Annotated in this window: 18 protein-coding genes, 1 tRNA gene and 1 pseudogene; 7 read left to right on the top strand and 13 right to left on the bottom strand. The window is 40.7% G+C overall.

Annotated features, from left to right (window positions below; all coding sequences use genetic code 11):
- Positions 1-12: 12 nt before the first annotated feature.
- The 11 genes and pseudogenes from DW036_RS12640 to DW036_RS12605 all read right to left on the bottom strand — a co-directional run bounded on the left by DW036_RS12640 (position 13) and on the right by DW036_RS12605 (position 15,315).
- On the bottom strand, positions 13-2,331 hold the full coding sequence (locus DW036_RS12640; protein WP_118464708.1) for an ABC transporter permease: 2,319 nt from the start codon (positions 2,329-2,331) through the stop codon (positions 13-15).
- A 585-nt stretch (positions 2,332-2,916) separates the two neighbouring features.
- Positions 2,917-3,858 carry an ABC transporter permease gene (locus DW036_RS25975; RefSeq protein WP_233560422.1) on the bottom strand — a complete coding sequence of 314 codons (942 nt, stop codon included), beginning with the start codon at positions 3,856-3,858 and terminating at the stop codon, positions 2,917-2,919.
- Positions 3,859-3,914: 56 nt separating this feature from the next.
- Entirely contained in the window at positions 3,915-4,160 is a 246-nt protein-coding gene (locus DW036_RS26260) for an ABC transporter permease (RefSeq protein WP_369906553.1), read from the bottom strand.
- A 231-nt stretch (positions 4,161-4,391) separates the two neighbouring features.
- A pseudogene (locus DW036_RS26255) lies at positions 4,392-4,631 on the bottom strand (ABC transporter permease); the annotation flags it as partial.
- 21 nt (positions 4,632-4,652) lie between these two features.
- A complete protein-coding gene (locus tag DW036_RS25965) occupies positions 4,653-4,946 on the bottom strand; it encodes a hypothetical protein (RefSeq protein WP_233560418.1) in 294 nt (97 codons plus the stop codon).
- Positions 4,947-4,961: 15 nt separating this feature from the next.
- Entirely contained in the window at positions 4,962-7,343 is a 2,382-nt protein-coding gene (locus DW036_RS12630; protein ID WP_118464707.1) for an ABC transporter permease, read from the bottom strand.
- 10 nt (positions 7,344-7,353) lie between these two features.
- On the bottom strand, positions 7,354-9,756 hold the full coding sequence (locus DW036_RS12625; RefSeq protein ID WP_118464706.1) for an ABC transporter permease: 2,403 nt from the start codon (positions 9,754-9,756) through the stop codon (positions 7,354-7,356).
- Positions 9,757-9,793: 37 nt separating this feature from the next.
- Entirely contained in the window at positions 9,794-12,163 is a 2,370-nt protein-coding gene (locus tag DW036_RS12620; RefSeq protein ID WP_118464705.1) for an ABC transporter permease, read from the bottom strand.
- Positions 12,164-12,197: 34 nt separating this feature from the next.
- A complete protein-coding gene (locus tag DW036_RS12615; RefSeq protein ID WP_187374609.1) occupies positions 12,198-12,419 on the bottom strand; it encodes a hypothetical protein in 222 nt (73 codons plus the stop codon).
- A gap of 102 nt (positions 12,420-12,521) precedes the next feature.
- Complete coding sequence (locus DW036_RS12610) at positions 12,522-13,772, bottom strand: efflux RND transporter periplasmic adaptor subunit (RefSeq protein WP_118464704.1); 1,251 nt, start codon at positions 13,770-13,772, stop codon at positions 12,522-12,524.
- A gap of 49 nt (positions 13,773-13,821) precedes the next feature.
- The gene (locus DW036_RS12605; protein WP_118464703.1) at positions 13,822-15,315 is read right to left on the bottom strand and encodes a TolC family protein; all 1,494 of its coding nucleotides are present in this window, start codon (positions 15,313-15,315) and stop codon (positions 13,822-13,824) included.
- Between the two features lie 196 nt (positions 15,316-15,511).
- On the opposite strand from DW036_RS12605, the gene DW036_RS12600 reads away from it, so the two are divergent.
- From DW036_RS12600 to DW036_RS12580, 5 genes are all read left to right on the top strand, one after another.
- Positions 15,512-16,882, top strand: coding sequence for a sigma-54 dependent transcriptional regulator (locus DW036_RS12600; RefSeq protein ID WP_118464702.1), 1,371 nt, complete (start codon positions 15,512-15,514; stop codon positions 16,880-16,882).
- Positions 16,883-16,895: 13 nt separating this feature from the next.
- Positions 16,896-18,200, top strand: a complete 1,305-nt coding sequence (locus DW036_RS12595; RefSeq protein WP_118464701.1) for a PAS domain-containing sensor histidine kinase — start codon at positions 16,896-16,898, stop codon at positions 18,198-18,200.
- Between the two features lie 177 nt (positions 18,201-18,377).
- Entirely contained in the window at positions 18,378-19,526 is a 1,149-nt protein-coding gene (locus DW036_RS12590; RefSeq protein WP_118464700.1) for an NEW3 domain-containing protein, read from the top strand.
- Between the two features lie 2 nt (positions 19,527-19,528).
- On the top strand, positions 19,529-20,278 hold the full coding sequence (locus DW036_RS12585) for an ABC transporter ATP-binding protein (RefSeq protein WP_118464699.1): 750 nt from the start codon (positions 19,529-19,531) through the stop codon (positions 20,276-20,278).
- Positions 20,265-21,221, top strand: a complete 957-nt coding sequence (locus DW036_RS12580; protein ID WP_118464698.1) for an ABC transporter permease — start codon at positions 20,265-20,267, stop codon at positions 21,219-21,221. Before DW036_RS12585 ends, DW036_RS12580 begins: the two co-directional genes overlap by 14 nt.
- 81 nt (positions 21,222-21,302) lie before the next feature.
- Here the strand turns inward: DW036_RS12580 and DW036_RS12575 are convergent, their stop codons facing one another.
- Positions 21,303-21,659, bottom strand: coding sequence for a lipocalin family protein (locus tag DW036_RS12575; protein WP_118464697.1), 357 nt, complete (start codon positions 21,657-21,659; stop codon positions 21,303-21,305).
- A gap of 382 nt (positions 21,660-22,041) precedes the next feature.
- Here DW036_RS12575 and DW036_RS12570 point away from each other — a divergent pair.
- Positions 22,042-22,116, top strand: a tRNA-Pro gene (locus tag DW036_RS12570).
- Between the two features lie 136 nt (positions 22,117-22,252).
- Positions 22,253-23,464, top strand: a complete 1,212-nt coding sequence (locus tag DW036_RS12565; RefSeq protein ID WP_118464894.1) for a site-specific integrase — start codon at positions 22,253-22,255, stop codon at positions 23,462-23,464.
- 49 nt (positions 23,465-23,513) lie between these two features.
- On the opposite strand, the gene DW036_RS12560 is transcribed toward DW036_RS12565, so the two are convergent.
- A complete protein-coding gene (locus DW036_RS12560) occupies positions 23,514-24,116 on the bottom strand; it encodes a master DNA invertase Mpi family serine-type recombinase (RefSeq protein ID WP_118464696.1) in 603 nt (200 codons plus the stop codon).
- Positions 24,117-24,135 lie beyond the last annotated feature (19 nt).

Raw genomic sequence — 24,135 nt, 5'->3', positions numbered from 1 at the left:
TTGATTTTTCTATTATTCACTTTTTATCACTTCTGCCGGATTCTGCCGCGCTGCCTGCCATACCCGCCAGCCGATGCATGCAAAAATAACGATCATTATGCCACCGAATATAGCAAAATATATCCAGGCACTGATAACTGTCCGTTCTACATAGTTTTCAAGCCAACACTTCATCAGCACATACCCTACAGGGAATGCAATGACGCCAGCAATGACCAACAAAAGCATATATTCTTTCACAAACATAATAAGAATATCCCAGATTGTAGCTCCATTCACTTTGCGTATAGCTATCTCCTTACGTCTTTGTTCGCAACTCAATGTGATCAGAGAAAAAATTCCGAAAGCAGCAATGATTATGCAGACGGCAGCGATAAAACTCAATAATTTCATCAAGGCATTTTCGGATTTCAGATACCCGGCATATTCTTCTTCTGTATTGAACAATCTATATCTCACTTCCGGATACTCTTGGCTGAATAGACTGTCGATCTGTTGTTTCAGCTCCTTCCATTTGCCATCATGAAATTTGATTAAGATTTGCCCTTTTCCAAAAGAAAATCCCAAGCTTTTAAGAATATCCTCTGCAACTAAAGTATAGGGCTGTACCGGCTCTGTCGGAGTTGTGATGTGAAAGTCTTTAATTATACCTATAATGGTCCATGTCCTATTCTTCTGATAAAGTTTCTTTCCTACCGGATCATTCATTCCAAGTGCTTTTGCAGCCGATTCGTTAATCATTATTTTGCCCGTTTCCGTTGGCTTCACCATTTCCCCTTCCAGCAGTTTCAGATTGTAAAAAGATACAGTCTTTTCACAGTTCCATAGACATAGCATATCTATACTTTTCGCTGCATTTTCTTTTCCGTCCCAATTATCGAAAGTTTGTGAAAAGCCTGATGTCTGAGGCAATAAACAGCAATGTCCGGATATGACTTCTTTTGTACATGAGAATTGCTTTATCTTATCAGCAATGGCTTCAAAATCTTTATCCGGATATAAAAGATTGATGGAAGCTATGCCCTTTCTTTCCCATCCTAAATCTGTATTCGTAAGAAAATAGATTTGCTTCATCAGCACTATTATACAGAATGTGACAAGAAGCCCTATCGCTAACTGGAATGCAATGCTCGCTTTATGGAGCATATACTTATTTCTGGCATTCCGGATGTGCGACCGTCTGATGGCGAATGGCACTAACAGAAGCAAAGACAGTAAGAGAATTCCCACAAAATAAAGCAGTGATTCTCCATAAATATTTCCAGATACACCGGACATCTTTTTAAAGGCAGGTAAGGCCATCTCAACCAAAGCCATACCCAATACGCCGGATAGTAATATGATGTACAAATACTCTATAAAAAGTAGAATAAATACGCCTCCGATGGAGGAACCGCATACTTTACGCAGTTCTATCTCGCGGCTACGTATTCTCATGCGAGTAATGAACAGAGAGATATAATTGAAGAGAGAACAAAGAATTACCAAAGCTCCGGCTACGGAAAACAGTATCAGATAATAGAATTGAAAAGACTTGTTTCTGTTAATTGATGAATAATGATACTCGTCGAGTGGAATTAGCCGAATACTTTCAAACACTCTGTAAGGATCTCTTGGATCGGCTTTTATTTCGTGCGCAGCAAGTTTCTTTTGAAATGCTATCGGATCTGTTCCTTTACGCAATTTGATAATGATTTCGAAGCTTCCATTATTCCAATCATTCTGCCAACGGCGGAAGTATTCTCCTTGTCCCCAGCAACCGAATGTCAGATTACTGTGATTAAGATTTGAGAGGATGGCGCAAACCGTTTTTGTGTCGTCGTTGTAGTTTTTAACTTCTTTACCCAGTACATCCGTAGAACCAAACAAACGTATAGCTATATCTTCTGTTAAAGCTATTTTATCATCTGAATATATAAAGTCCATACTTCCTGATAGAATGGATATATTGAACATATTCATAAAACATGAGTCTGCCTGCATTTCATATACTTCTGCAGTGCTGCCGTCTGCTTTAACATCTGTTTTTTGTCCCCATCTGGTATAGGCACATGCTGCTTCTACTTCAGGGAAATCGTTTTTCAGCACAGTTGATGCCGGGTATGGTATGGAAGTGGAGTACCCGTTTACTCCAAATACGCTTTCTTTGCATAGGATATACATCCGGTCTGCTCCTTCATGGTAAGCATCATACGTCATTTCATAATGTATCCACAAGTTGGCAAGGGCAAAGCAGGTAAAGCCGACTGCCAGGCCAAGGATACTAATAATACTTTGTGTTTTATATTTCAGTATATTACGAAACGCTATCTTAAAATAATGTTGTATCATAGCTTAAATGTTTGTTTGCTGTCTATTTACTTTTGATGTTATTTGCGGGATTATATATTATAATGAGTTTCTTTTTAATATTAAGGTTCAAATCTTGTGCCAAAGAGATAATTGCTTGTATTATAGATGAATACTTGTTTTGAAAACATTGTTTGAGTGTGCTATATTGCACAAAAATAGTGCACATTCGCACAAATAGTATATTAAAACTATAAAGTATAATTAGAACGAAAGCTTCTTAGACTATATGCGCAACAGAAGATAATTATCATTCAGTTACGTATTTTGGTGATAAGCCTTTTTGCTTAGCTCTTTAGTTATCAGTGCATTGCATTTACATTCTATTTACATAACATGGTAAAAGCATTTACTGCTGGATGTAACGGTCTTTACTCCCTATTGTAACGGTCTTTACCTCTTATTGTAAACACCTTTACCTCGGTGTGTAAATGGAGTTATCATTTAAGGTTGCTTCTGATTCTTATTACTCATTCTGTTTTTACTACTTCTGCCGGATTAACATTTGCAGCTTTATGAATTTGCCAATAATAATCAGTAAAGAGATGATGGCTGTAATAATGACGGCTATGGCAAATAAATCGAATGTAACAGGAGCTTTGTGCGCAAAATCTTGCAGATATAGTGCGATGGCTCCCCTGAAACCGGTATGGATATCAAGGTTGCTACTGCCAGTACCGAAAGATACTGTTTGATGAGCAAGGGATAAATATCCGTTGCTTGCGCCCCATTCACTTCACGCAAACCAATCTCGCGATATCGTTGTCGTATATCGAATAATGAAATTGATAATAACCCCAAAGAAGATATAAAAATGGCGACTCCGGCAAAAAGGGTGTAGATGTTGACCACTTGACGGTCTTCACGATATATTTTTTCAAGCTCATCTTCTATCAAAGTATATTCAAAATCAGTTCTTCCAGTTGACTCCTTATACACGTTGCGTAGAAATTCAATGACTTTAGCCCGATTCTCGTGCTTATACGAAGCAGTGACAGTATATACTCTACCAATGCTCGTGTCGTCATAATAGATAACAACAGGCTGTGTAAATAGTGAAAGGTGCCTGATATTGAGATCCTTTATGACACCTACAATTTCGCAGGACGGATTGTAGAAATTCGGCAATTGACTTGAAGCGAAGTAGGTAGTTTCGGGTTGTAGTTTGCCTTTTGTAATGTCTTTTATTCCATATACTCTTTTAGCTGTCTCATTGATAATTACCTTGAAACTATTGATGGTGAATGCTTCGTCTATGGAGTCATTCCATAGACGTCTTTCCACAAGTTGTAAATCATACATGGATATGTCGTGGCTTGTCAAACATGTACTTAATGCCGGATGGAAACCGTTTTCGGCTCTGTTGAGTGCAAAATTTTCAAAATGAAAGCTAGTAAGCAACAAGCCGCGTCCCTTGCTCCAATGCTCCAAAAGTGTGCTTTCACTCATTCGTTTATCTACTAAATGTCTACTTTTCCACTGCATTTTTGCCTTCTTCCAATCCCTCATCTTTACTTACTTTATATTCACCGAATTTATCTACATGCATCCGGCAGGTTATCACATCATGTGTGCATGTATTTCAGGAAAGGATAGATTGTTGTCAGCAACGGTAATCCCAAAAGTACGATAACAGATACTGTGCTCGTCAATAGAATATTCTCAGCATAAATTTGCAGGAAAATTTCTGCTCTGCCTGCACCAAACACTTTCTTTATGCCAAACTCTTTTGAACGTTTGGACATGATTACGGTATAGATATTAATGAAGTTCAGCAGTCCGATGATACCTACCAGGAAAGCCACTGCCATCAATACCCGGATATAGCTTTTATTACCATATCTGTAGACTTTGTTTTCTTTTCCGTGCTCTTTGTCATAGTACAAATCCTTCAAAGGCAAGTATTGGTAATGTATAGTCTCATATGTACTCCATTTGTCGCGCGGCTGTTCTTTCCGGTATTTCTTATTCAGCAGTTTGATGTCTGTGCCCGGTGTCATCAGCATGGCATATGTAGGATAATACAACAAAAAATCGTCTATTTCGTCCGACATAAATATATCAGGCATCCATGATGTCTTGGTATTGGGGTCATCTACTATCCCTATAATGACGAATTTAACTCCTTTCGCATTTTTGAAAGTGGCTCCAATGGCATTTCTTCCACCCAATTTCTTCATCCAGAAAGAACGGGTGATGATAACATCTTTGGGACGGTTTATTTTTCCACTTCCAGCTATCACTTTATATGGAAATATTTTGAAAAAGGTACTGTCAACAGAGAAGGCATTGACTCTAACCTCTTATTCTCCAAATAGGATTGTCATATCCGAAATTGTGTAAATTCCTGTGTATCTTTCTACGACAGGGTCATTTTCCAATCCCGATCGGTAACCCCCTAAAAAGTTCTCTCTATTGCTGGGAAGTCCTTTAACCAGGCAGATGCGTTCGTACTCGGGAAAACACTGATTTACGGTATTTTCCTGATGTATGTATCGGGTAATGGTCAGTACGCAGGCCAAACTGCAAGTTAATCCCAACACATTGATAAGTGTGTATGCTTTGAATTTAAACAAGGTGTTGATAATCTGTTTCATATGGCACTCCTTATTTTATTCACTTTTTATCACTTCCGCCGGATTTTGCCGTGCTGCCTGCCATACGCGCCAGCCGATACTTATGGTGATAACCATTGCTATACCTGCAAAAATGAGGATGAACGGTGTTGCTCCTATACTTACCTGCCGATTGTACGTCTCTATCCAGTGCTTCATAATAGTATACCCGGCAGGGAAAGCTATCAGTGAAGATACAATCAATAGCAGTGCGTATTCTTTAAAGAAGATGCTCAGGATATTGCTGATGGTAGCTCCATTTACTTTGCGGATAGCTATTTCTTTCCGACGTTGTTCGCATGTCAATGATACCAATGAATATATGCCGAATATAGATATCAGGATACAAACAATTGCGGAGAAACCCAATAGACCGGATAATGCATCTTCTGATTGCAGATACTTATTATATCTTTCTTCTTCGCTGTCCAGAAATAATTTGCGGTCGGGAAGTTCAGCTTGCTGCATTTCCTCGATGCGACGACGACATTCTTCCCAGGTTCCCGATTTATACTTGAAGAGGACAAAGCAACGCGGCCACATCCACTGTGATTTATTGGTATTGACAAATACAGTATGAGGCAGGTCTTTGGTAGGAGATCTGTATGCACAGTCTTTTATGACTCCGATCACAGTCATAGGTTCCACCTCTTTATTGCAATAAAAGATGTGTTTACCGATGGATTCTTCAGGTGTCCATCCCATAGTGCGGGCTGTTGTTTCCATGATATTGACTTCACGAACATCCGACTTATCCGAGATCCATTCTCCTGCTACCAGTTGCATGTTATAGAATTTGAAGAATTCCTCTCCTGCCATAATCTCATCTATGCCGATTGGATTTTCAGTTGTCCCATTCAATCCGTCCCAGGAATCTACCTCAAAAGCTGAATAAGAACCCATACTGATGAGTGGCCAGTAAACAGGCCGTACAACTTCAGTCACCATGGGTAATGCTTTTACTTTCTCTGCCCATACATTCATGTCCACATTCATCCAGATGCCCAGGGAAGCACGGTTTTGATAATCCATTCCCATATCTACATTACGCAAATGATAAAGTTGCATTTGCATTATGACAGTACAAAGTATAAATGCAAGGCAAACGACAAGCTGTATTACAATGCTTCCTTTACGGCATATACGTCCCATTATATTCACTTGAGTACTATGCAGTGTATTCTGCAATGAGTGACGGCGGAATAGGTAAACAGAACACAGCGCCACTATAAAAGCCAATACTGACATACCTGCGACGTATAATATGCAATTCCCATAAATGGATATATCTGTATCGACAATCATGGAATATTGCAGGAACCAGGGTTTGAGTAATTCCACGAAAAACATTCCTAAGAGTGAAGCCAATAGAATAGTAAATAGAAAGTCCGTACTGAGTAATGCCAATAACGAACATTCGGATGCTCCATTTACTTTGCGTAGTGCTATTTCCCGTTTACGCGAGCGAAAACAGTCGATATAAATCGTTAAGTAGTTGATCAATGCGCACAGAATGATAAGCACTCCTGTTATGGAGAAATAAACAATGTAACGGAACTGCACAATCTGTCCATCTCCACGAATAAATTCATCCGCATAGCGCAGTGAGGTAATGGGCTCCAAATAGAAACGTGTATATCCGGTTACTCCATAGCTGTTCTTTTTGAGTTCATCCGGAAAGTGCTGATTCATTTTTTCTAAAAGTACATCCACATTTGTGCCGGGCTTTATTTTTATCAGCATCCTGTAATTGGCGTTATCCCATGAAGTATCATTATTGATACGCCCCATAAAAGCATATTTAAAGTTAGAATGCTCTCCCCAATCGCTGACAATGGCGCTTATGCGATATTCATGCCGACGATTATTGTCTGTTATGGTCTCTCCAATCACTTTGGTAGTACCGAACAACTCTTGGGCAGCTTTTTCTGTAATGGCTATCCCACCCTTTTCCGGTGATGTTGATAAAAAGAATTGGTTGTCACCTTCCAGAACTTTTATATCCATCATACGGATGAAAGTTGTATCAGGCATTAACATCGGATATTCCGTAAGCTGTTTCCCATTTTTAATGAATAGAGTATTTTGACCTGATGCACAGAAATCTTCTATTTCAGTGTAGGTTGTTTTTAGATAATTCCCCAACGCATAGGGCACAAAGTCAGAGTAGTGCCCTCCAAAGTGGCAATTATTCATTCGTACAAAATAAATGCGTTCTGCATCCTTATGGAAGTCATCATAACTCATCTCATATTGCACCCAGAACGTAGACAATGCAAAACATGTCAGACCGATTGCCAGTCCGATGATACTGATAATACTTTGTGTTCTGTATTTCAGTAGATTCCGATATGCTATTTTAAAATAATGGTGTATCATAACTAACCTCCTATTCTGCTTTCATAATTGTTGCCGGATTGATGCGGGTTGCTTTATTAACTTGCCAGAGCAATGTGCCTAATGAAATGCCTGCCACCACTAATATAGCAATCAGGTAGATGAATATACTGAGCGGAGCTTTCACCACAAAATCCCGTGTATAGATGTATATCAGATAATAAGATAAAGGTATGGTCAGCAATACCGCACCAGCTATTACCCATATATACTTACGGAATAGAATGGAATACAGGTTTCTCAGTTGTGCCCCATTCACTTTACGGATGGCTATCTCGCGGTAGCGTTGGCGGATGTCGAATAAGGAAAGCCCGAATAATCCCAATGCCGAGACAAAAATAGAGATGGCGGCAAACAGTGTAAACACGGTTGCTACACGGCGATCCTCACGATACAAAGTTTGTATATCCTCATCCAGCCATCGATGATCAAATTCTTCAGTATTAAATACCTCTTGTCTGGCATTTTTCAAATAAGTCATCAGTTCCTTTTCTTTTCCGGGTATGCATGCAATCTGGTATTGCGAGCCGACACTATTGGGGGTTATCATATACACCACAGGCTTCTTTCCGGCTGTGAGATGACCGGTATAATAATCTTTGATTACAGCTTCTACAGGCATCAGAGATTTACCACCTTCTACTATATTGCCATCCGTCCCCATGGATATCCAAAGTGCCTGCTCTCCCCTTACGAAAGCATCTTCCCCTCGCGTATAACCGAAGGCTTTCATGGCCGATTCATTCATGGCTACCATATACTTACCGTGCCCTTCTATTTTATCGGGCAATGAGCCATCTGCCAATTGCAGATTATACAGGTTGAAGAAATCAACCGGTACCCACATCAGCATCATGTTCAACTTAACATCCTTGTCATTTATGAGAGTAGAAGTACTTCCGCTTCCCAGCACTCCACTTTGTGCAGGATCTCCGCAGAACCATTTCTGTATGAATGGGCATTCATTCAACTTCTGCTGAATACTTTGGGCATTCTGCCAGCGTTGCCGTCTCTCTTGTTCGCTTTCGGAGGTCCAGCTTTGAGAGGTAGGAACTAAGTTGGCATACAGTATACCTTGGGTCTGAAATCCCGGAGGAGTGTTTTGCAGAAAGCGAAGATGGCTGCTGAAATACAAAGACAGAATAATGAGCAAGAGAGTGATGCTGTATTGAATGAATAAAAAGACGGTACGTGTGGCAACGGATTGACGCGATGATCCGATGGTACGTATGGATACGATAGGTGGTAGGTAATTGTACTTGATATAGGGATAAATAGTGGTGAGCAGTGGCAAGAGAATAAGGACTCCTATTGACAGCTGCCAGTCGAATGCCGTATAGGGAATGTCGCTCTCCAATAAGCAGTTGGCATATTCGGAAAATATTTCAATGAAGAACCAGGCCAGCAATAACGCTATGGATATCATGAGTGCATTCTCCAACCACAATTGCAGGAAAAGAGCGCGCCCTTGCACACCAAAAACCTTCTTTATACCATATTCCTTGGAACGTTTCAGCATGAAAACCAAGTATATATTTACAAAGTTCAATATTCCCGCCAATAGTAATAGCATGCATACACCCATAAGTATCAGTATATGTGAGCGACTGCTATAATGCCATATTTCCGAATCATTACCTGCGGCAGCCAGTTCCTTGTTCCAATAGAGTTGGCTGACAGGAAGAAAATTATATCGTATTTTGAATCCATCCGGCGCCTGACGGTAAACGTTACTGGCGGCATTGATGGCATCTACATCGACTCCCGGCATGAAACGTAAAAGTTCTACATACATTCTGCTCCACTCTCTTCGTGATTTAAGATCGATGTTTACCACGACATCAAATGTCAATGACGACTTGCAGGGCGGTTCGTCCAATATACCGCAAATGGTAAGGTGCTTGTCTCCCGAATATTCCATAGTCTGCCCGATAGGATCTTTCTCTCCGAATACACGCTTGGCGAATTGACGTGTGATGAGAGCCTCTTCGGGCGCTTTCATTTGTTTGCCTTTCAGGGGATAATGAAAGAAATGGAAGAATGTTGTATCTGCCACTAACATCTGGATCGCATAGGGTCTTTCGTCTATGTTCACATTGTCATTGCTAAGTGTCATGAAGTAGCTTCTTTCTTTAATGGCTTCAGGCAAAAAATAGATGGTATCCGCACCACTGTCTTCGCTTACGCTACCGGGGAATACATTGCTGTCAATGTCACGAATTGGAATATACACATTTTCAGCATCCGTGCAGTGCGTGTTCACTTGCAACTCACGGTGAATGTAGCGTACTAATATGATGGTGCACGCCAGGCTGAGTGCCAGTCCGACTACATTAATAATTGTATATGACTTGGAGCGTATCAAGAAACGCCAGGCGTATTTCAGTGTTTTCATAGTTCTGTCTTTTTATATTTAAATTATATTCTGTTTATTATTCGCTTTTCATAATCTCTGCCGGATTAATTCGTGCAGCCTTATTCACTTGCCAGAATAATGTACCTAACGAGATGCCCGAAACTACCAGTATAGCTATGACATAAATGAATATGCTGATGGGAGCTTTCACTACAAAATCTTGCGTATAGATGTATATCAGGTAATAAGATAAAGGTATGGTAATCAATATGGCAATTCCTATTACCCAAATGTACTTGCGGAACAGAACTGCATACAGATTTCTCAATTGTGCTCCGTTTACTTTGCGGATGGCTATTTCCCGATATCGCTGGCGGATATCAAACAGAGAAATACCGAATAGCCCGAGGCCTACAATTAGAATCGCAATACAAGCAAAAACGGAATAAATGATGCTTGTTTGTCTGTCCTGGGCATAGATTGCTTTTACGTCTTCTTCCAGAATGCTGTATTCAAAATCTTCACTGCCATAAATCTTGAATTCCGTTTTACGTAAGAACTCAAGCACTTCTTTCTTTTTACCCGGCACACAGGCTATCTGATAGACATCGCCGCTCATCTGATTGCTTACCATATAAATAGTTGGTTTCTTTCCTAGAGATAAATGTCCGTTGTAGTAATCATCTACCACCGCCACGATGGGTTGGGTTTTGGCAGAGCTTCCTCTTCTCAGTGAGTTTTCTTCTGCAATGCTGGCTCCTTGACAGGTGGTATAGTCCAAAGCTTTCATGGCTGCTTTATTCATCACCAGGACTCCGAAAATATCTTTATCTGCTAAATTGGGAAGTTCTCCTTCGATAAATTTAATACCATAGATACGGAAGAAATGAGGCGTGGCAAAACGCATATTCAGGTAGACTTTCTTCCCTTGCTCGTTTATATAATTACTGCCATAATCTCCCTTGAGAATGTCAGTATAGCTGGATTCAAAATCTTCTATATAGGGGCAGGAAGAAAGCTCCTTATCCAATGCATTCACTCGTTCTTGGCGTTGCTTCATACTCTCTTCCGTGTAGACATTAAAGTCTTTTGATTCGTAAGCCAACTGAGCAATGATAATATCTTTGGTACGAAATCCTGGTTCGGTATTTAGCAACATATTCAGTTGGTTATTGAAATAAAGTGAGACTACCACCAATAAAAAAGTGAGTACGTACTGAATGCCCAGAAATATAATCCGTGAATATATTGAACGACTTTCCGAACCAATAGAACGAATGGAGACAATAGGAGGAGTATAATTGTATTTAATAAATGGATATAAAGCGGTAACCAATGGCAGTACTACCAATATACCCAATGATAATTGCCAGTCGAATGTCGTATAGCTAAACTGATGATTGAAAAGGTTTCTCACCGGCACAGTACTTACCTCTACAAGCAACCAGGCTATAAGCATAGCAGCTGATACTAACAAGGCATTCTCTGTCCATATATTAAAAAATAGTTCTTTATCTCTTGCACCGAATACTTTTTTCAATCCATATTCTTTTCCCCTCCGGAGCATAGCAACCAGATAGATATTGATGAAATTTATAATACCTGCTAATAGCACTAATAGGCATACTCCTATCATAATCCACAGATGAGAATAACTGCCGGTAGAGAACATCAATGTCTCTTCATTATTGATGGAACTGTCCCAATAAAATTGCTTGACTGGAATCAAAGAGTAAGTATAAGTACGCGTATCACCGCTTTCGGGTGAGTTTACATATCTGGGGACACTACCTGTTTTGTTCAACTTATCTATATCAGTGCCTGGCATAAATGAAAACAAGTCTACAGCCATGCGTTCCCAGTTATCAGATAAAGCTTTAGACAATACCACATCGAACTGCAGGAAAGTCTTGTTTCCGGGATTACCCAATACCCCCTCGATGGTTACGTCTTTCCCATTAGAACAGCGGATTATTTTGCCTATCGGATTCTCCTTACCGAAAAGTTTGTGGGCAAATGCCTCTGTAACCAAAGCGGAGTGCGGTGAAGGTAATGTAATATTTCCCTGCACTACTGGGTAGCGGAATAGCTGAAAAAAGATGCTGTCCGCCACGATGATTCGTGAAGGAAACCGATTCGCTCCGACCATTACATAATCTTTCTCCAACGGAATGAAGCTGCTCTGCTTATTGATGTAGCGTTGATCGATAAGGCTGCTGTCTGTCCTATTGATAAGAATGCTTAGATATTTATTGCCACCCATATCCGCTTTAATACCATAAACCTGTTCCCGGTCAATGCAATGGCTATCTACTGTCAATTCCCTGTGAATATAGCGAAGTAGAATGATACAACATGCCAGACTGAAAGCCAGTCCCAACAGATTGATAAGGGTATATGATTTAGAGCGTATCAGGAAACGCCAAGCGTATTTGAGTGTCTTCATGTTTCAGTCTTTATTTATTATTATATAATACCTATCATTCGCTTTTTATAATTTCTGCCGGATTTTGCCGTGCTGCCTGCCATATCCGCCAGCCAATGTTGATGAAAATAATTGTAATGACGGCTACCAGTATCACTATATAAATCCACCAGGAAATGACAGTCTGAATAACATACCCTTCCAACCAATGCCTCATAACGATGTAACCTACTGCAAAAGCAACCGTGGCTGCCAATGCCAATAATATCAATAACAAAACCTACGGTTAAGCCAATAATGCTGATCAAAGTCTGCATCCTGTACTTCAACAGATTTCTTAGTGCTATTTTCAGATAATGTTGTATCATGTCTTTGTTCTTTACTTTAATATCAACTCTTCTGCTTCGCCAAAGTTATCATATCCTGTTGTAATAACCCAATCTCCGGGTTGTAAACCATCTGTAATCTCGTATTGCTGCGGGTTCTGGCGTCCAATGCTGAGAGGAACGCGTATCGCTTTAGTTTTGGATGCATTTAGTTTGTATATCCATTGTCCACCGGTGGATTGATAGAAGTTACCACGAGGGATAACAATAGCCTGTTCCGGTTGCCCCAACTCTATTTGTACGCGGAAACTCTTACCTACGCGTACGTTGTCAGGCATTTCTCCGGTAAATACCAAGTCCACATCGAAAGTGCGGTCTTTTACTTCGGGTACTACTTTAGTGATGCGGAGCGGATATTTGCGTCCTTGATAATTAATTGTGGCGGGAAGTCCTGTTGTAATACGGTCTATGTAATATTCGCTAAGGGAAGTGTGTACTTTATATTGATCTAATACCTTTATTTCTGCAATGCCTTGGTTGGATGCTACTTGTTGCCCTGGGGTAACTTTTACAAAGCTAAGCTGTCCGGCGACGGGGGCCTTAATTATTAAATTCTCCAGTCGTTCGCAAGCGCGTTCATACTTCTTGCGTTCGCGTTCCCGGTCATTATTGATTAAGTCTTTGCGGATAATAGCAACAACGGAATCTTGCCGTAAACTCTCGCGCTGTAACTTTGCTTTTTTTACATTATAATTATATTCATCTTCGGCAACCTCAAGTTGAGCTTTGCTCTTGATACCCATTTTAAATTCTTCCTTGTCAAGATTGAAACTTTTTTGAAGACGGGCCAACTCATAGTTCGTTTGTAAAGTTTGTTGTTGAAGGGTCAGGCTCTTCTGTTCCATTTCAATTTCCTTCTCACGGAAAGAAATCAGTTGTTTGTCCAGATCATCGCGCTGTTCTTCAATGTTGTGTATCAAGTCGGGATTTTCGAGTACAAGGATCGTATCTCCTTTCTGTAACAGGCTTCCCTCCTCGCCTACAATACGATCTACACTTCCAGATTCACGGGCATTAACGATAATGGTGAGAATGGGCTGGATAAGTCCTTCTACATCTACATATTCCATGAACTTATCATTCTTTACTTCAGCGATCTGCACATTTTCCTGATCGATACGCAGTTTGCTGGGACCGGTAGAAAGAATGATAACGTAAATGATGAAAGCAAGAAATATAATTCCTCCTGCCAAATAATAACGGTAGCGAATGTACCAGGGCTTCTTTTCAAGTTTAATATCCATAGTGTTTTTATTGTTTTACAATTTATAATCAGACGTATGATATGGCTTTTTATTTCCTTATCATTTCATCCATTACTTCTTCTATTCTCTCAGTTTCCGTTAGTGGGGCATCTTTTTCAAAATCATAAAGTGTCAGGCTACGAAGAGTATAGTACAGGCTCCAGTAATTATATAATGCAGTTATATAATTACGTCGGGCAGCATCTTTTTCGCTGATAGAAGCGTTAAGGTCGAGTACGGTAGATTTTCCTAAAATATAGAGCCGCCGGGCTACATCTGCACGTCGTTGCGCTGTTTCATCCGTGCGGGCGGCAATGTGTACGCGCTGGGACTGCAGATTGAATTGTTTTACTAGTTTGCGGACATTCAATTCAAAGTCTGTTTTATCCTGCTCCACTTGGGTATAAGTTAAGTCACGGTTAGATCGGGCTACCCGAATTTGCCCTTTCCCACGTCCCCAGTCTAATATAGGCAGACTGATACCGAGGGTAACATATTGTTGATCCAAAGGGTTATGATAGGCATCTTTTAGCTTATTTCCGGTCTGTGTCAACCCGAAACGGAGATAAAGATCGGCTTTCAGACCGGCATTGGCACGGGCATTGGCCACTTTGCTTTCACTTTCCAGTTTGCGGCGTTGCATATTCAGTATGTCCGGACTGTTTTGCCGTGCTGTGATTAGAGCGGCATTCAAATCTATTTGAAGATTAGGTACATGGTCGCTGACATCGACTTTAATCAATACATCTTCTTGGATACCAAGGTATGAACGAAGTTCCTGCATGCTATTTTCTACCTCAATATGGGCATTCATACGGTTGGTTTCTTCTGTCAGTTTATTCAGTTCCAATTGCAACATCTCATTTTCGGTAATAGTACCTATATTATAGCGTCCTTGTGCATAGGTATATAAGGTATCCGCATTAGCATAGTTGGTAGAAGCTATTTCATAGTTACTTTGTGCTGTGGCAAGAGCAAAGAATTTTTGTGTAGCATTAGCAGCAACAAGTTCCAGAGTTTCTACATAAGTCTTTTTTGCTTCCTGATAACGCAGTGGCTCGATACGGCGGTTCCATTTCAGACTATTATATCCAAAAAGCGATTGACTGTAGCCGACATTTATAGGTGATGTCTGCCAGGAAGTAGAGTTATCGCTAAACAAGTCAAGCCGTTGGGCAGAGGTTTCCACAAACAGTGTACCACCTGTCCATGGAATATTCTGCGTCAGACTTAGAGTCAGGTCGGTACTCAACAGGTTTTGCTCTACAAACTTTACACTACCGTCACCCATGGTGACTTTGTTAATGGCACGGTTGAGATAAGGGTCGGAAGTCAGTTTCAGAGCAGGCAGATAGTTTGCTTTATAATATTTGTAGTTCCAATAAGACGAACGGAAACTGTGCTGGGCTGTTTGTGCATCGGGAGATTGTAGACGAGCACGCTCTATGGTTTGCCCTAAGGTCAATTCCATAGTCTGTTCTTGGGCAGTAGCGGTTACCAGAGTACCGCAGGCTATCAATGATAAAAGTATATTTTTGTACATAGTATATTCCTTTTAATAATAGATATTCAAATCTCGTGCCAAAACTGTAATCAATTGTTATATAGAATATTACTTCAGGAAAAGGGAATCTTATTCTGTGCCATACCGCACAAAAATAGTGCGCATACGCACACACAACACATTGATATATTACCTATCTTTGCCGACAAGTGATGATAGAAAAATAATAGCTTTTATGGAACAATTAGGAAAGATACTGATAGTAGACGATAATGAGGACGTGCTTTTTGCCCTTAACCTTTTACTGGAACCTTATGCTGAAAAGATAAAAGTTGCAGTAACCCCTGATCGTATTGAACACTTCATGACGACTTTCCAGCCCGATATAATATTGCTGGACATGAATTTCAGTCGCGATGCCATAAGCGGGCAGGAAGGCTTTGAGAGTCTGGAACAAATTTTGCGTATCGATTCTCAGGCAGTTGTTATTTTCATGACAGCATATGCAGATACGGATAAAGCGGTACGAGCTATTAAAGCGGGTGCCACAGATTTTATCCCGAAGCCATGGGAGAAAGAAAAACTGCTTGCTACACTCTCATCCGGTATCAAATTGCGTCGTTCCCGATGTGAAGTGAATCTGCTGAAAGAACAGGTGGAAGTACTTAGTGGCGCGGGCAGTGGTGTAGAAGAATCTATAATTGGTGAATCGGCTGCGATGCAAGAGGTGTTTGCAACGATAGAGAAATTACGCGATACAGATGCTAATATTCTAATTCTTGGTGAGAATGGAACAGGTAAAGATGTAATAGCCCGTTTATTATATCGCTGTTCGCCACGTTATGGCCGCCCATTTGTGACGATTGACCTTGGAAGTATTCCTGAACAATTATTTGAAAGTGAATTATTCGGTTATGAAAAAGGAGCATTTACAGATGCCCGAAAACCGAAAGCCGGACGTATGGAGGTGGCAACAGGAGGCACACTGTTTCTGGATGAAATAGGTAACCTTTCATTGTCCATGCAGGCCAAGCTACTGACGGCCATTGAAAAACGCCAGATTAGTCGTTTAGGTAGTACTCAATCTGTACCTATCGATGTGCGGTTGATCTGTGCTACGAATGCAGATATCCGCCATCTGGTGGAAGAAGGGAATTTCCGGCAAGACTTACTCTATCGCGTCAATACGATTGAACTGCACATCCCTCCATTGCGGGAGCGGGGGAATGATATTATTCTCTTGGCAGACTATTTCTTGCAGCGCTATGCCCGTAAATATCAGAAGGAAATGCGAGGCTTAACGCGTGAAGCAAAAGCTAAATTGTTGCGTTATCCCTGGCCGGGAAATGTGCGTGAGTTGCAGCATACGATGGAACGTGCCGTAATTCTGGGTGACGGTTCGTTGCTTCGCCCCGACAATTTCCTGTTTCAGGCTTCTTCCCCCCGTCCTAAGAAGGAGGAAGAAGTACTCAATCTGGAGCAATTGGAACGGCAGGCCGTAGAAAAGGCTATGCGATTGAGCGAAGGGAATATGACGCGGGCCGCAGAGTATCTGGGAATCACGCGCTTTGCATTGTATAGGAAGATTGAGAAGTTGGGATTATAAATTGATAAGCAGTATGAAGCGGTATTCCTTAATTGTTATCTTGCACATCTGTCTTCTGGCAGTACTTTCTGTAGGCGTCTATGTGTTATTTTGTGCAGACTTGTGGTTTAGTATGCTTATCACATCCTTGTTTCTTTTTGGGACGGGTATACACCTTTATTATATACAGATGAAACAATTGCAGATGATGCGTCGCCTGACAGACAGTTTGCGTTATAATGATATGACACAGGCATTCCGTCCACCTTATAGAAATAAACTGATGACAGAGATGGCTGTAGAGTTATCTGAAACTCTACAGGCTTTTCGTGCCCGTTTATTAGAGGAAGAAGTGAAACACCAGTATTACGAAAGTCTGTTGAATAAAGTGGATACCGCTGTATTGGTGACTGACATGTCCGGTCGTATTGAGTGGTTGAATCGTGCTGCTACTGCTCAACTGGGGCAAGATCCACAGTTGCCGTCCGAGTTTCTGAATCTTCCCTCAGGTGAAACACAAGTCATGCGTATTCATCGGAATGGGGCTACTTTGGAAATGGCCGTAGCTACTACCCTTTTCGTAGCTCGCGGCATGGAAAGGCGCCTCATTAGTTTGAAGAATATCCATTCTGTACTGGAACGAAATGAAATGGAAGCCTGGCAAAAATTAATCCGCGTACTTACCCATGAAATCATGAATTCCATTACGCCTATCATCTCTCTTTCCGAAACATTGAGTGAGCGTGGAGTGCCTGTGGCATTAAAAGACGCAGGAGGCGAAAAAGAATATGCCGTAATGCTGCAAGCCATGCAAACTATTCATCGGCGTAGTAAGGGACTGTTGGGTTTTGTAGAAAACTATCGTCGTCTTACCCGTCTCCCCGCTCCCGTCTGTGCGAGTGTATCAGTTCGGGAATTGTTTACTGATTTGCAGAAACTCTTTCCAGACGAAACGATTCATTTTGAACTTCCACCTTCAGGGAAAACATTGGATGTGGATCGTGCCCAGATAGAACAAGTGCTTATTAACTTGCTAAAAAATGCCCGTGAAGCATCTGGCCGTCGCGAAGAACCTAGAATTGAGGTGAAAGCTGCTTTTACACCCAAAGTGGCATCTTCTCTAACTTCCTGGCGTTGTACTATTATTGTTCGGGACAATGGTGAAGGTATCTTACCCGAAGTACAGGATAAAATATTTGTTCCGTTCTTCACAACGAAAACTGCCGGTTCGGGTATTGGACTCAGCCTTTGCAAGCAAATTATGAATCAGCATGGAGGAAATATTTCTGTTTATTCGGAACCGGGAAAAGGCAGTTGCTTTACTTTACAATTTAGTTAGAGGGACATTGCATCTGTAAAAGGTTGTTTTGAGTCTATTAAAAAATACAAATATTATATAATTGTAAAAATTCTGTGTCGATATTTCATTGCTTTTAACAGCTACTAATTTTTCCATTATTTATTTTTGCAGCCACACAAATCGATAACTCATATTTAATTAACCATAAAATTCTATATGATTATGCGAACTAATTATTTGCTGCTATTAACCATTTTGTTGGGTTTGATACCCATGAATTACACACACGCCTCTGATTCTGTACCAAGCGTGTTTCTTTATTCTCCTTACACAAAGATTTCCGTTTCTCCGGGAACGAATATTGACTACAAAATTGATTTAATCAACAATTCGGATGCACCGGTCAATGCCGATCTGTCCGTAACAGGACTACCCGCAAGTTGGAAGCGTGAGTTAAAATCTGGCGGTTGGAATATTAACAAACTGGCAGTTTTGCCTAATGAAAAAAAAGACTTTAATTTGAAATTAGAAGTCCCGCTGAAGATAAATAAGGGTAGCTACAATTTCATAGTCTCTGCCGGAGATTGCCAACTCCCTTTAACAGTCACTGTAGCCCAGCAAGGTACTTATCAGACTGAATTTACTACCGATCAGCCCAATATGCAGGGAAATTCTAAATCCACATTCACCTTCAATGCCGTATTGAAAAACCAGACTGCCGATCAGCAATTATACGCTTTGATGTCCAATGCACCCAGAGGTTGGAATGTTATTTTCAAACCTAACTATAAACAGGCTACTTCTGCACAAGTGGAAGCTAATGCCAGCCAGAATGTATCGATAGACGTCACCCCGCCAGCCAATGTCGAAGCCGGAAATTATAAGATTTCAGTACGTGCGGTTGCCGGTAATACATCTGCTGATCTGGATTTGGAAGTGGTGGTTACAGGTTCCTATCAGATGGAGCTGACCACTCCACGAGGATTGTTGAGTACTGAGATTACTGCCGGAGATGTGAAGCGCTTGGAACTGGTAGTCAGGAATACAGGTTCTTCTTTACTAAAAGATATTCAGCTTTCATCCGGTAAACCTACAGATTGGGAAGTTTCTTTTGAACCGGCTAAAATAGAAATGCTGAAAGCCGGAGAAACATCTGCTGTTACGGCTGTAATGAAGGCTTCGAAAAAAGCCTTGCCCGGTGATTATGTTGCAACTATGGAAGCCAGAACTCCCGAAGTGAATGCTACCGCACAATTCAGGATTGCAGTAAAAATACCTATGCTTTGGGGCTGGGTAGGAATATTAGTTATCGTTGTAGCCGTGGGAGGTGTCTACTATCTATTCCGAAAATATGGAAGGAGGTAATTATGGGCGAACAAGTGATTGTACTTACCGATTTGACAAAAAAATACGGTAATTTCACTGCTGTAGACCATATTAGCCTATCAATCTGCAAAGGAGAAATCTTCGGATTATTGGGCCCGAACGGTGCGGGAAAATCCACAACTATCCTGATGATGCTGGGGCTGACGGAGCCGACTTCCGGCAAAGTGGAAATTTGTGGAATAGACTCCACTACAAACCCTATTGAGGTCAAGAAGAGGATAGGTTATCTTCCCGAAGATTTAGGCTTTTATGATGAAATGACTGGATTGGAAAACCTTGTCTATACAGCACTCCTGAATGGTCTTTCAAAGAGGGAAGCTGAGGAGAAAGCAAAGGAACTCATGCACCGGGTAGGCCTTTCCGAACAGGCAAACAAGAAGACCGGAAAGTATTCCCGTGGTATGAGGCAACGTCTGGGATTGGCAGATGTACTGATTAAGAATCCGGAAATCATAATCCTGGATGAACCGACATCGGGTATCGATCCTGCCGGAATTCAGGAATTTATAGAACTGATTCGTAATTTGAGCAGAGTACATTCCCTTACTGTATTGTTTTCTTCCCATAACTTGGATCAGGTGCAGAAAGCTTGTGATCGTGTGGGTTTGTTTAATCACGGAAAATTATTGGCACAGCTTGATCTTCAGGAGATGGAGGGTAAACAAGTGGAACTTATTGATGTCTACAATGATTATGTAAAGGAAGGAGGTGAGAAGCATGAACAGAGTTGAGCAGCCTTTCTGGGTTATTGTGAATAAGGAAATCCGGGATCATGTACGTAGTTGGCGCTTTATTATCTTACTTGCCATTATTACACTAACCTGTCTGGGGGCTTTGTATACATCACTCACCAGTATGCGCGAGGCTATCAAGTCAGGTGGTGTGGAAGATGCTTTTTTCTTCCTGAAATTATTTACTGTATCGGATGGTACGTTGCCTTCCTTCGTTCTATTCATTAACTTTTTAGGGCCACTGCTGGGCATTGCCTTGGGATTTGATGCCATGAATTCGGAGCAGAATAAGGGAACATTATGCCGTATATTATCACAACCGATACATCGTGATTGTATAATCAATGCCAAATTTGTTGCTGCATTGATCGTGATTACAATTATGCTGTTTGTATTAGGATTCCTGGTAATGGGCGCCGGATTGATTGCAATTGGTATTCCACCCACGCCGGAAGAATTTGCCCGTATCATTTCTTTTTTGGTCCTCAGTGTTTTCTATGTAGGACTTTGGTTGAATATGGCAATACTGTTCTCACTTTGTTTCCGGCAGACAGCGACTTCAGCCTTGGCTTCTTTGGCAATATGGTTATTTTTTAGCGTCTTCTATACAATGATTGTTAACTGGATTGCCAAAATGTTGATGCCTTCTGATATGATGTCTCCTTATTATGCCATCGGTTATCAGAAAATAGTTTGGGGCATAATGTCGTTGAATCCGTGCGAGTTATTCAATCAGGCAACTTCTGTACTGCTGATGCCGTCTCTCCGAAGTTTGGGGCCGTTAATGATGGAGCAGGTTCAAGGAGCTATACCCAGTCCTCTCCCATTGGGACAGAGTTTACTGGTTATATGGCCACAGTTGACAGGATTGATTGCAGTTACAATACTCTGTTTTGCTCTTTCTTATATTATATTTATGCGTAGAGAAATTCGTTCAAGGTAATTGATTGGTTGGGTTAAGAAGAAATCCCTGACGATACTTTATATTTTAAAGTCGTCAGGGATTCATATGTTGTAGTTTGTATTATTTCTGCCTTACATACTCCAGAGTGTATCCGTAGTTAGAACTCAGCACTAAAGAATCCGGTGTCAACTTATCTATTTTCAGAGTGTCTACACCTTCAATTTCTATTCCATTACCAATGCTTTTTACTGTCAGGTAAAGCTGATCGCCTTGTTGCTCCCATTCTTTGTATGCCAGTGTGTGCATATTAATGGAAGATGCTTCTCCATTCTCTTCCAGTTTGATGCCTTGTACTTCTCCGGGTTGGCCGTCGATAGGCATTATCCACGATCCTACTACGGTAACGGGGGCTTTAGTGCCACCACATGCAGCAAATACGACTGCCATGACAGCCATACTAAAGATTTGTTTTTTCATGATGTCTTTTTTATTATAGTGTAACGTTGAAATCCGCCAATTGTTTTTCGGGGCATAAAGTTAGTTGAAAAATATCGTTTTGCCAGCTATTATTTTATGTTTTCTACATTCCTGTTTAATATATCTGTTGATGAGGTATATTGATATCTCTGCTACCTACCTGGATATAGTCAAGTCCGTACCAACTCCGTACCTGGTCCGTATAAAGGTACCTTTATTGGGAGTTGATACGGACTTGGTACGGAGATGACACGGAGGTGACTATACTTTAATGAGCATTCAACACCTCATCAGAAACTTTTTTATAAAAAAAACTTCAGTTTCCTTTGTTTATTACAAAATACTTTCTATCTTTGCACTCGCTTTTAAGAAATAAGGCACTCGGGGTGTAGCGCAGTCCGGTTAGCGCACCTGCTTTGGGAGCAGGGGGTCGTGGGTTCGAATCCCGCTACCCCGACTGAAAAGAATAAGTTGTTGATTTTCAGCAGCTTATTTTTGTATATAGAAGCATCCAACAAAATAACTGTCTATAACTGTCTATTAATTGTCTATTGAGTTAGTAAATCATCACCTAAAACTCAAAAATGACAAATATGGCAAGAAAAAGATCGTTGATTATCCTACCAAAGTTAAAGAACTGCGGTGGAGATTTAAGTAAGAAATGGTATGTGGAGTATTCTTGCAGGGATCCACAAACCAATGAAATGAAAAGATTCAGGCATTATGATGGCTTTGCTGAATTGGAAACAGTCCAAGAACGGGAAGCCTATGCTGAAAAAATCATTTCGGAAATAAAGCTTAAACTCGAAAAAGGAGAAGATCCTTTTAGCGAGAGGAAAGTAACGTACCAGGATGAACTGATTTATCAAGCTGCAGCGGCTCGCTGGGGAAATCAGAGAGAAGGAATTATAAATATTCGCACGTATCTTTCTGATTTCTTGTTAATGAAAAAGGCAGAGGTCTCCCACTCTACTTACCAGACCTATTGTTCCAAGCTCCGTATTTTTTGTGAATGGATGGAACTGCAGGGATATGCAGAAAAACATGTTCGATGTATTTGTCAAGATCAGATTCATAAGTTTTTCTATTATATAGCTGGAGAAAATCATGCAAGCCGGAGAACTGTATTGAAGTATAAACAACTCCTACATACTTTCTTTGACTTTCTGATGAAGACAAAGGAAGTAATTACAGTAAATCCTATATCTAATATTCCACAGCTGGGAGAAAAACGAGATGAAGCTGCAAGACCTATACCGGATAAGGATCGTAAGAAACTCATCGAATATATGGAGGAGCATGATCCTCAATTACTATTAGTTTGCCAGTTGGAGTATTATTGTGCGATTCGGCCAAATGAATGTCGACAGTTATTGATAAGAGACATTAACTTGGAAACAGCTACAATAACAGTGAGACAGGATATCAGTAAGAATGGGCTCACGGAAACAGTCAATATTCCCCGGCAACTGTATGAGTACCTGGAAAACATTCTTCGGATCGGAGGATATCCGGAAGATTGGTATCTCTTTTCGCGAGATGATATGCCTGGAATGTATAAACTTGGAAAAAACACATTTCGATATAGGTTCAATCGGATTCGAAAAATTTTAGGGTTAAGTGAGCGATACAAGTTATATAGCTTCAAACATACTGGCGGTGTGAAATTGGTGAATGCCGGTGTGAATACTTGGGAACTACAACGACATTTTCGTCACAAATCGATTGATACGACAGGGAAATATGTTAAGAGGAATTTTGGTATACAAAGTAAATTAATCAGGGACGATTTTCCTGATATGTGATTAATTTGTTTGTAGGAGGCTTATTTATGCCTCCTACTATCCTACAGTCCTACACAATTATATTCATTCTTATTAAATGATCATCAAGCGTTTTATGATTGCATTTCAGTTTTCGGCAGATGGCAGCTTTCGAGTAACCATAATCAAGCATAGTCCGGATAATGCCTTCTTTGCCGGTCAGCTTATAATGAGTATTTTTATCTCCTTTCTTCCGGCCAAGTTGCATGCCATTAGCTTTTCTTCTGGCTAACCCCTCTTTGGTTCTTTGACTAATTAGATTACGTTCAATCTGAGCAGACAAACCAAAGGCAAAAGCAAGTACCTGACTATTGATGTTATTGCCAAGCTCATATCTTTCTTTAACTGTCAGGACAAAGGTTTCTTTGCTCATACAGAGATTGAGCATCGACATAATTTGCATTAAGTTCCTGCCGAGCCGGCTAATTTCAGACAGTACAAGGGTATCACCTTTCTTCATCTTCTTCAGTAATGGACCTAACTTCCGGTCTTTAGCAGCTTTAGTTCCCGAAACTGTTTCAGAAACCCATTTGTCAATGACTAATTGTCTCTCTTTTGCAAAATTCAGCACTTCAAATCTCTGATTTTCGACAGTCTGTTTGTCGGTAGAAACTCTGATATACGCGTAAATCATTTTTGCCGGTGAAGTTAAC

Origin of the sequence: Bacteroides sp. AF39-11AC (genome assembly GCF_003474285.1) — a bacterium.
Taxonomy (GTDB): domain Bacteria; phylum Bacteroidota; class Bacteroidia; order Bacteroidales; family Bacteroidaceae; genus Bacteroides.
Note: the sequence above shows the minus strand (reverse complement) of the source record. Positions and strands in the feature narration are given on the sequence as shown.

Excerpts from the sequence above, each read along its gene's own strand:
- DW036_RS12565 (WP_118464894.1), top strand. The coding sequence starts at position 22,253 with ATGGCAAGAAAAAGATCGTTGATTATCCTACCAAAGTTAAAGAACTGC.
- DW036_RS12580 (WP_118464698.1), top strand. The coding sequence starts at position 20,265 with ATGAACAGAGTTGAGCAGCCTTTCTGGGTTATTGTGAATAAGGAAATC.
- DW036_RS25965 (WP_233560418.1), bottom strand. The coding sequence starts at position 4,946 with ATGAAACAGATTATCAACACCTTGTTTAAATTCAAAGCATACACACTT.
- DW036_RS12560 (WP_118464696.1), bottom strand. The coding sequence starts at position 24,116 with ATGATTTACGCGTATATCAGAGTTTCTACCGACAAACAGACTGTCGAA.
- DW036_RS12625 (WP_118464706.1), bottom strand. The coding sequence starts at position 9,756 with ATGAAAACACTGAAATACGCCTGGCGTTTCTTGATACGCTCCAAGTCA.
- DW036_RS12600 (WP_118464702.1), top strand. The coding sequence starts at position 15,512 with ATGGAACAATTAGGAAAGATACTGATAGTAGACGATAATGAGGACGTG.
- DW036_RS12585 (WP_118464699.1), top strand. The coding sequence starts at position 19,529 with ATGGGCGAACAAGTGATTGTACTTACCGATTTGACAAAAAAATACGGT.
- DW036_RS12630 (WP_118464707.1), bottom strand. The coding sequence starts at position 7,343 with ATGATACACCATTATTTTAAAATAGCATATCGGAATCTACTGAAATAC.
- DW036_RS12575 (WP_118464697.1), bottom strand. The coding sequence starts at position 21,659 with ATGAAAAAACAAATCTTTAGTATGGCTGTCATGGCAGTCGTATTTGCT.
- DW036_RS12610 (WP_118464704.1), bottom strand. The coding sequence starts at position 13,772 with ATGGATATTAAACTTGAAAAGAAGCCCTGGTACATTCGCTACCGTTAT.
- DW036_RS26260 (WP_369906553.1), bottom strand. The coding sequence starts at position 4,160 with ATGGCAGTGGCTTTCCTGGTAGGTATCATCGGACTGCTGAACTTCATT.
- DW036_RS12605 (WP_118464703.1), bottom strand. The coding sequence starts at position 15,315 with ATGTACAAAAATATACTTTTATCATTGATAGCCTGCGGTACTCTGGTA.
- DW036_RS12590 (WP_118464700.1), top strand. The coding sequence starts at position 18,378 with ATGATTATGCGAACTAATTATTTGCTGCTATTAACCATTTTGTTGGGT.
- DW036_RS12595 (WP_118464701.1), top strand. The coding sequence starts at position 16,896 with ATGAAGCGGTATTCCTTAATTGTTATCTTGCACATCTGTCTTCTGGCA.
- DW036_RS12640 (WP_118464708.1), bottom strand. The coding sequence starts at position 2,331 with ATGATACAACATTATTTTAAGATAGCGTTTCGTAATATACTGAAATAT.
- DW036_RS12620 (WP_118464705.1), bottom strand. The coding sequence starts at position 12,163 with ATGAAGACACTCAAATACGCTTGGCGTTTCCTGATACGCTCTAAATCA.
- DW036_RS25975 (WP_233560422.1), bottom strand. The coding sequence starts at position 3,858 with ATGAGGGATTGGAAGAAGGCAAAAATGCAGTGGAAAAGTAGACATTTA.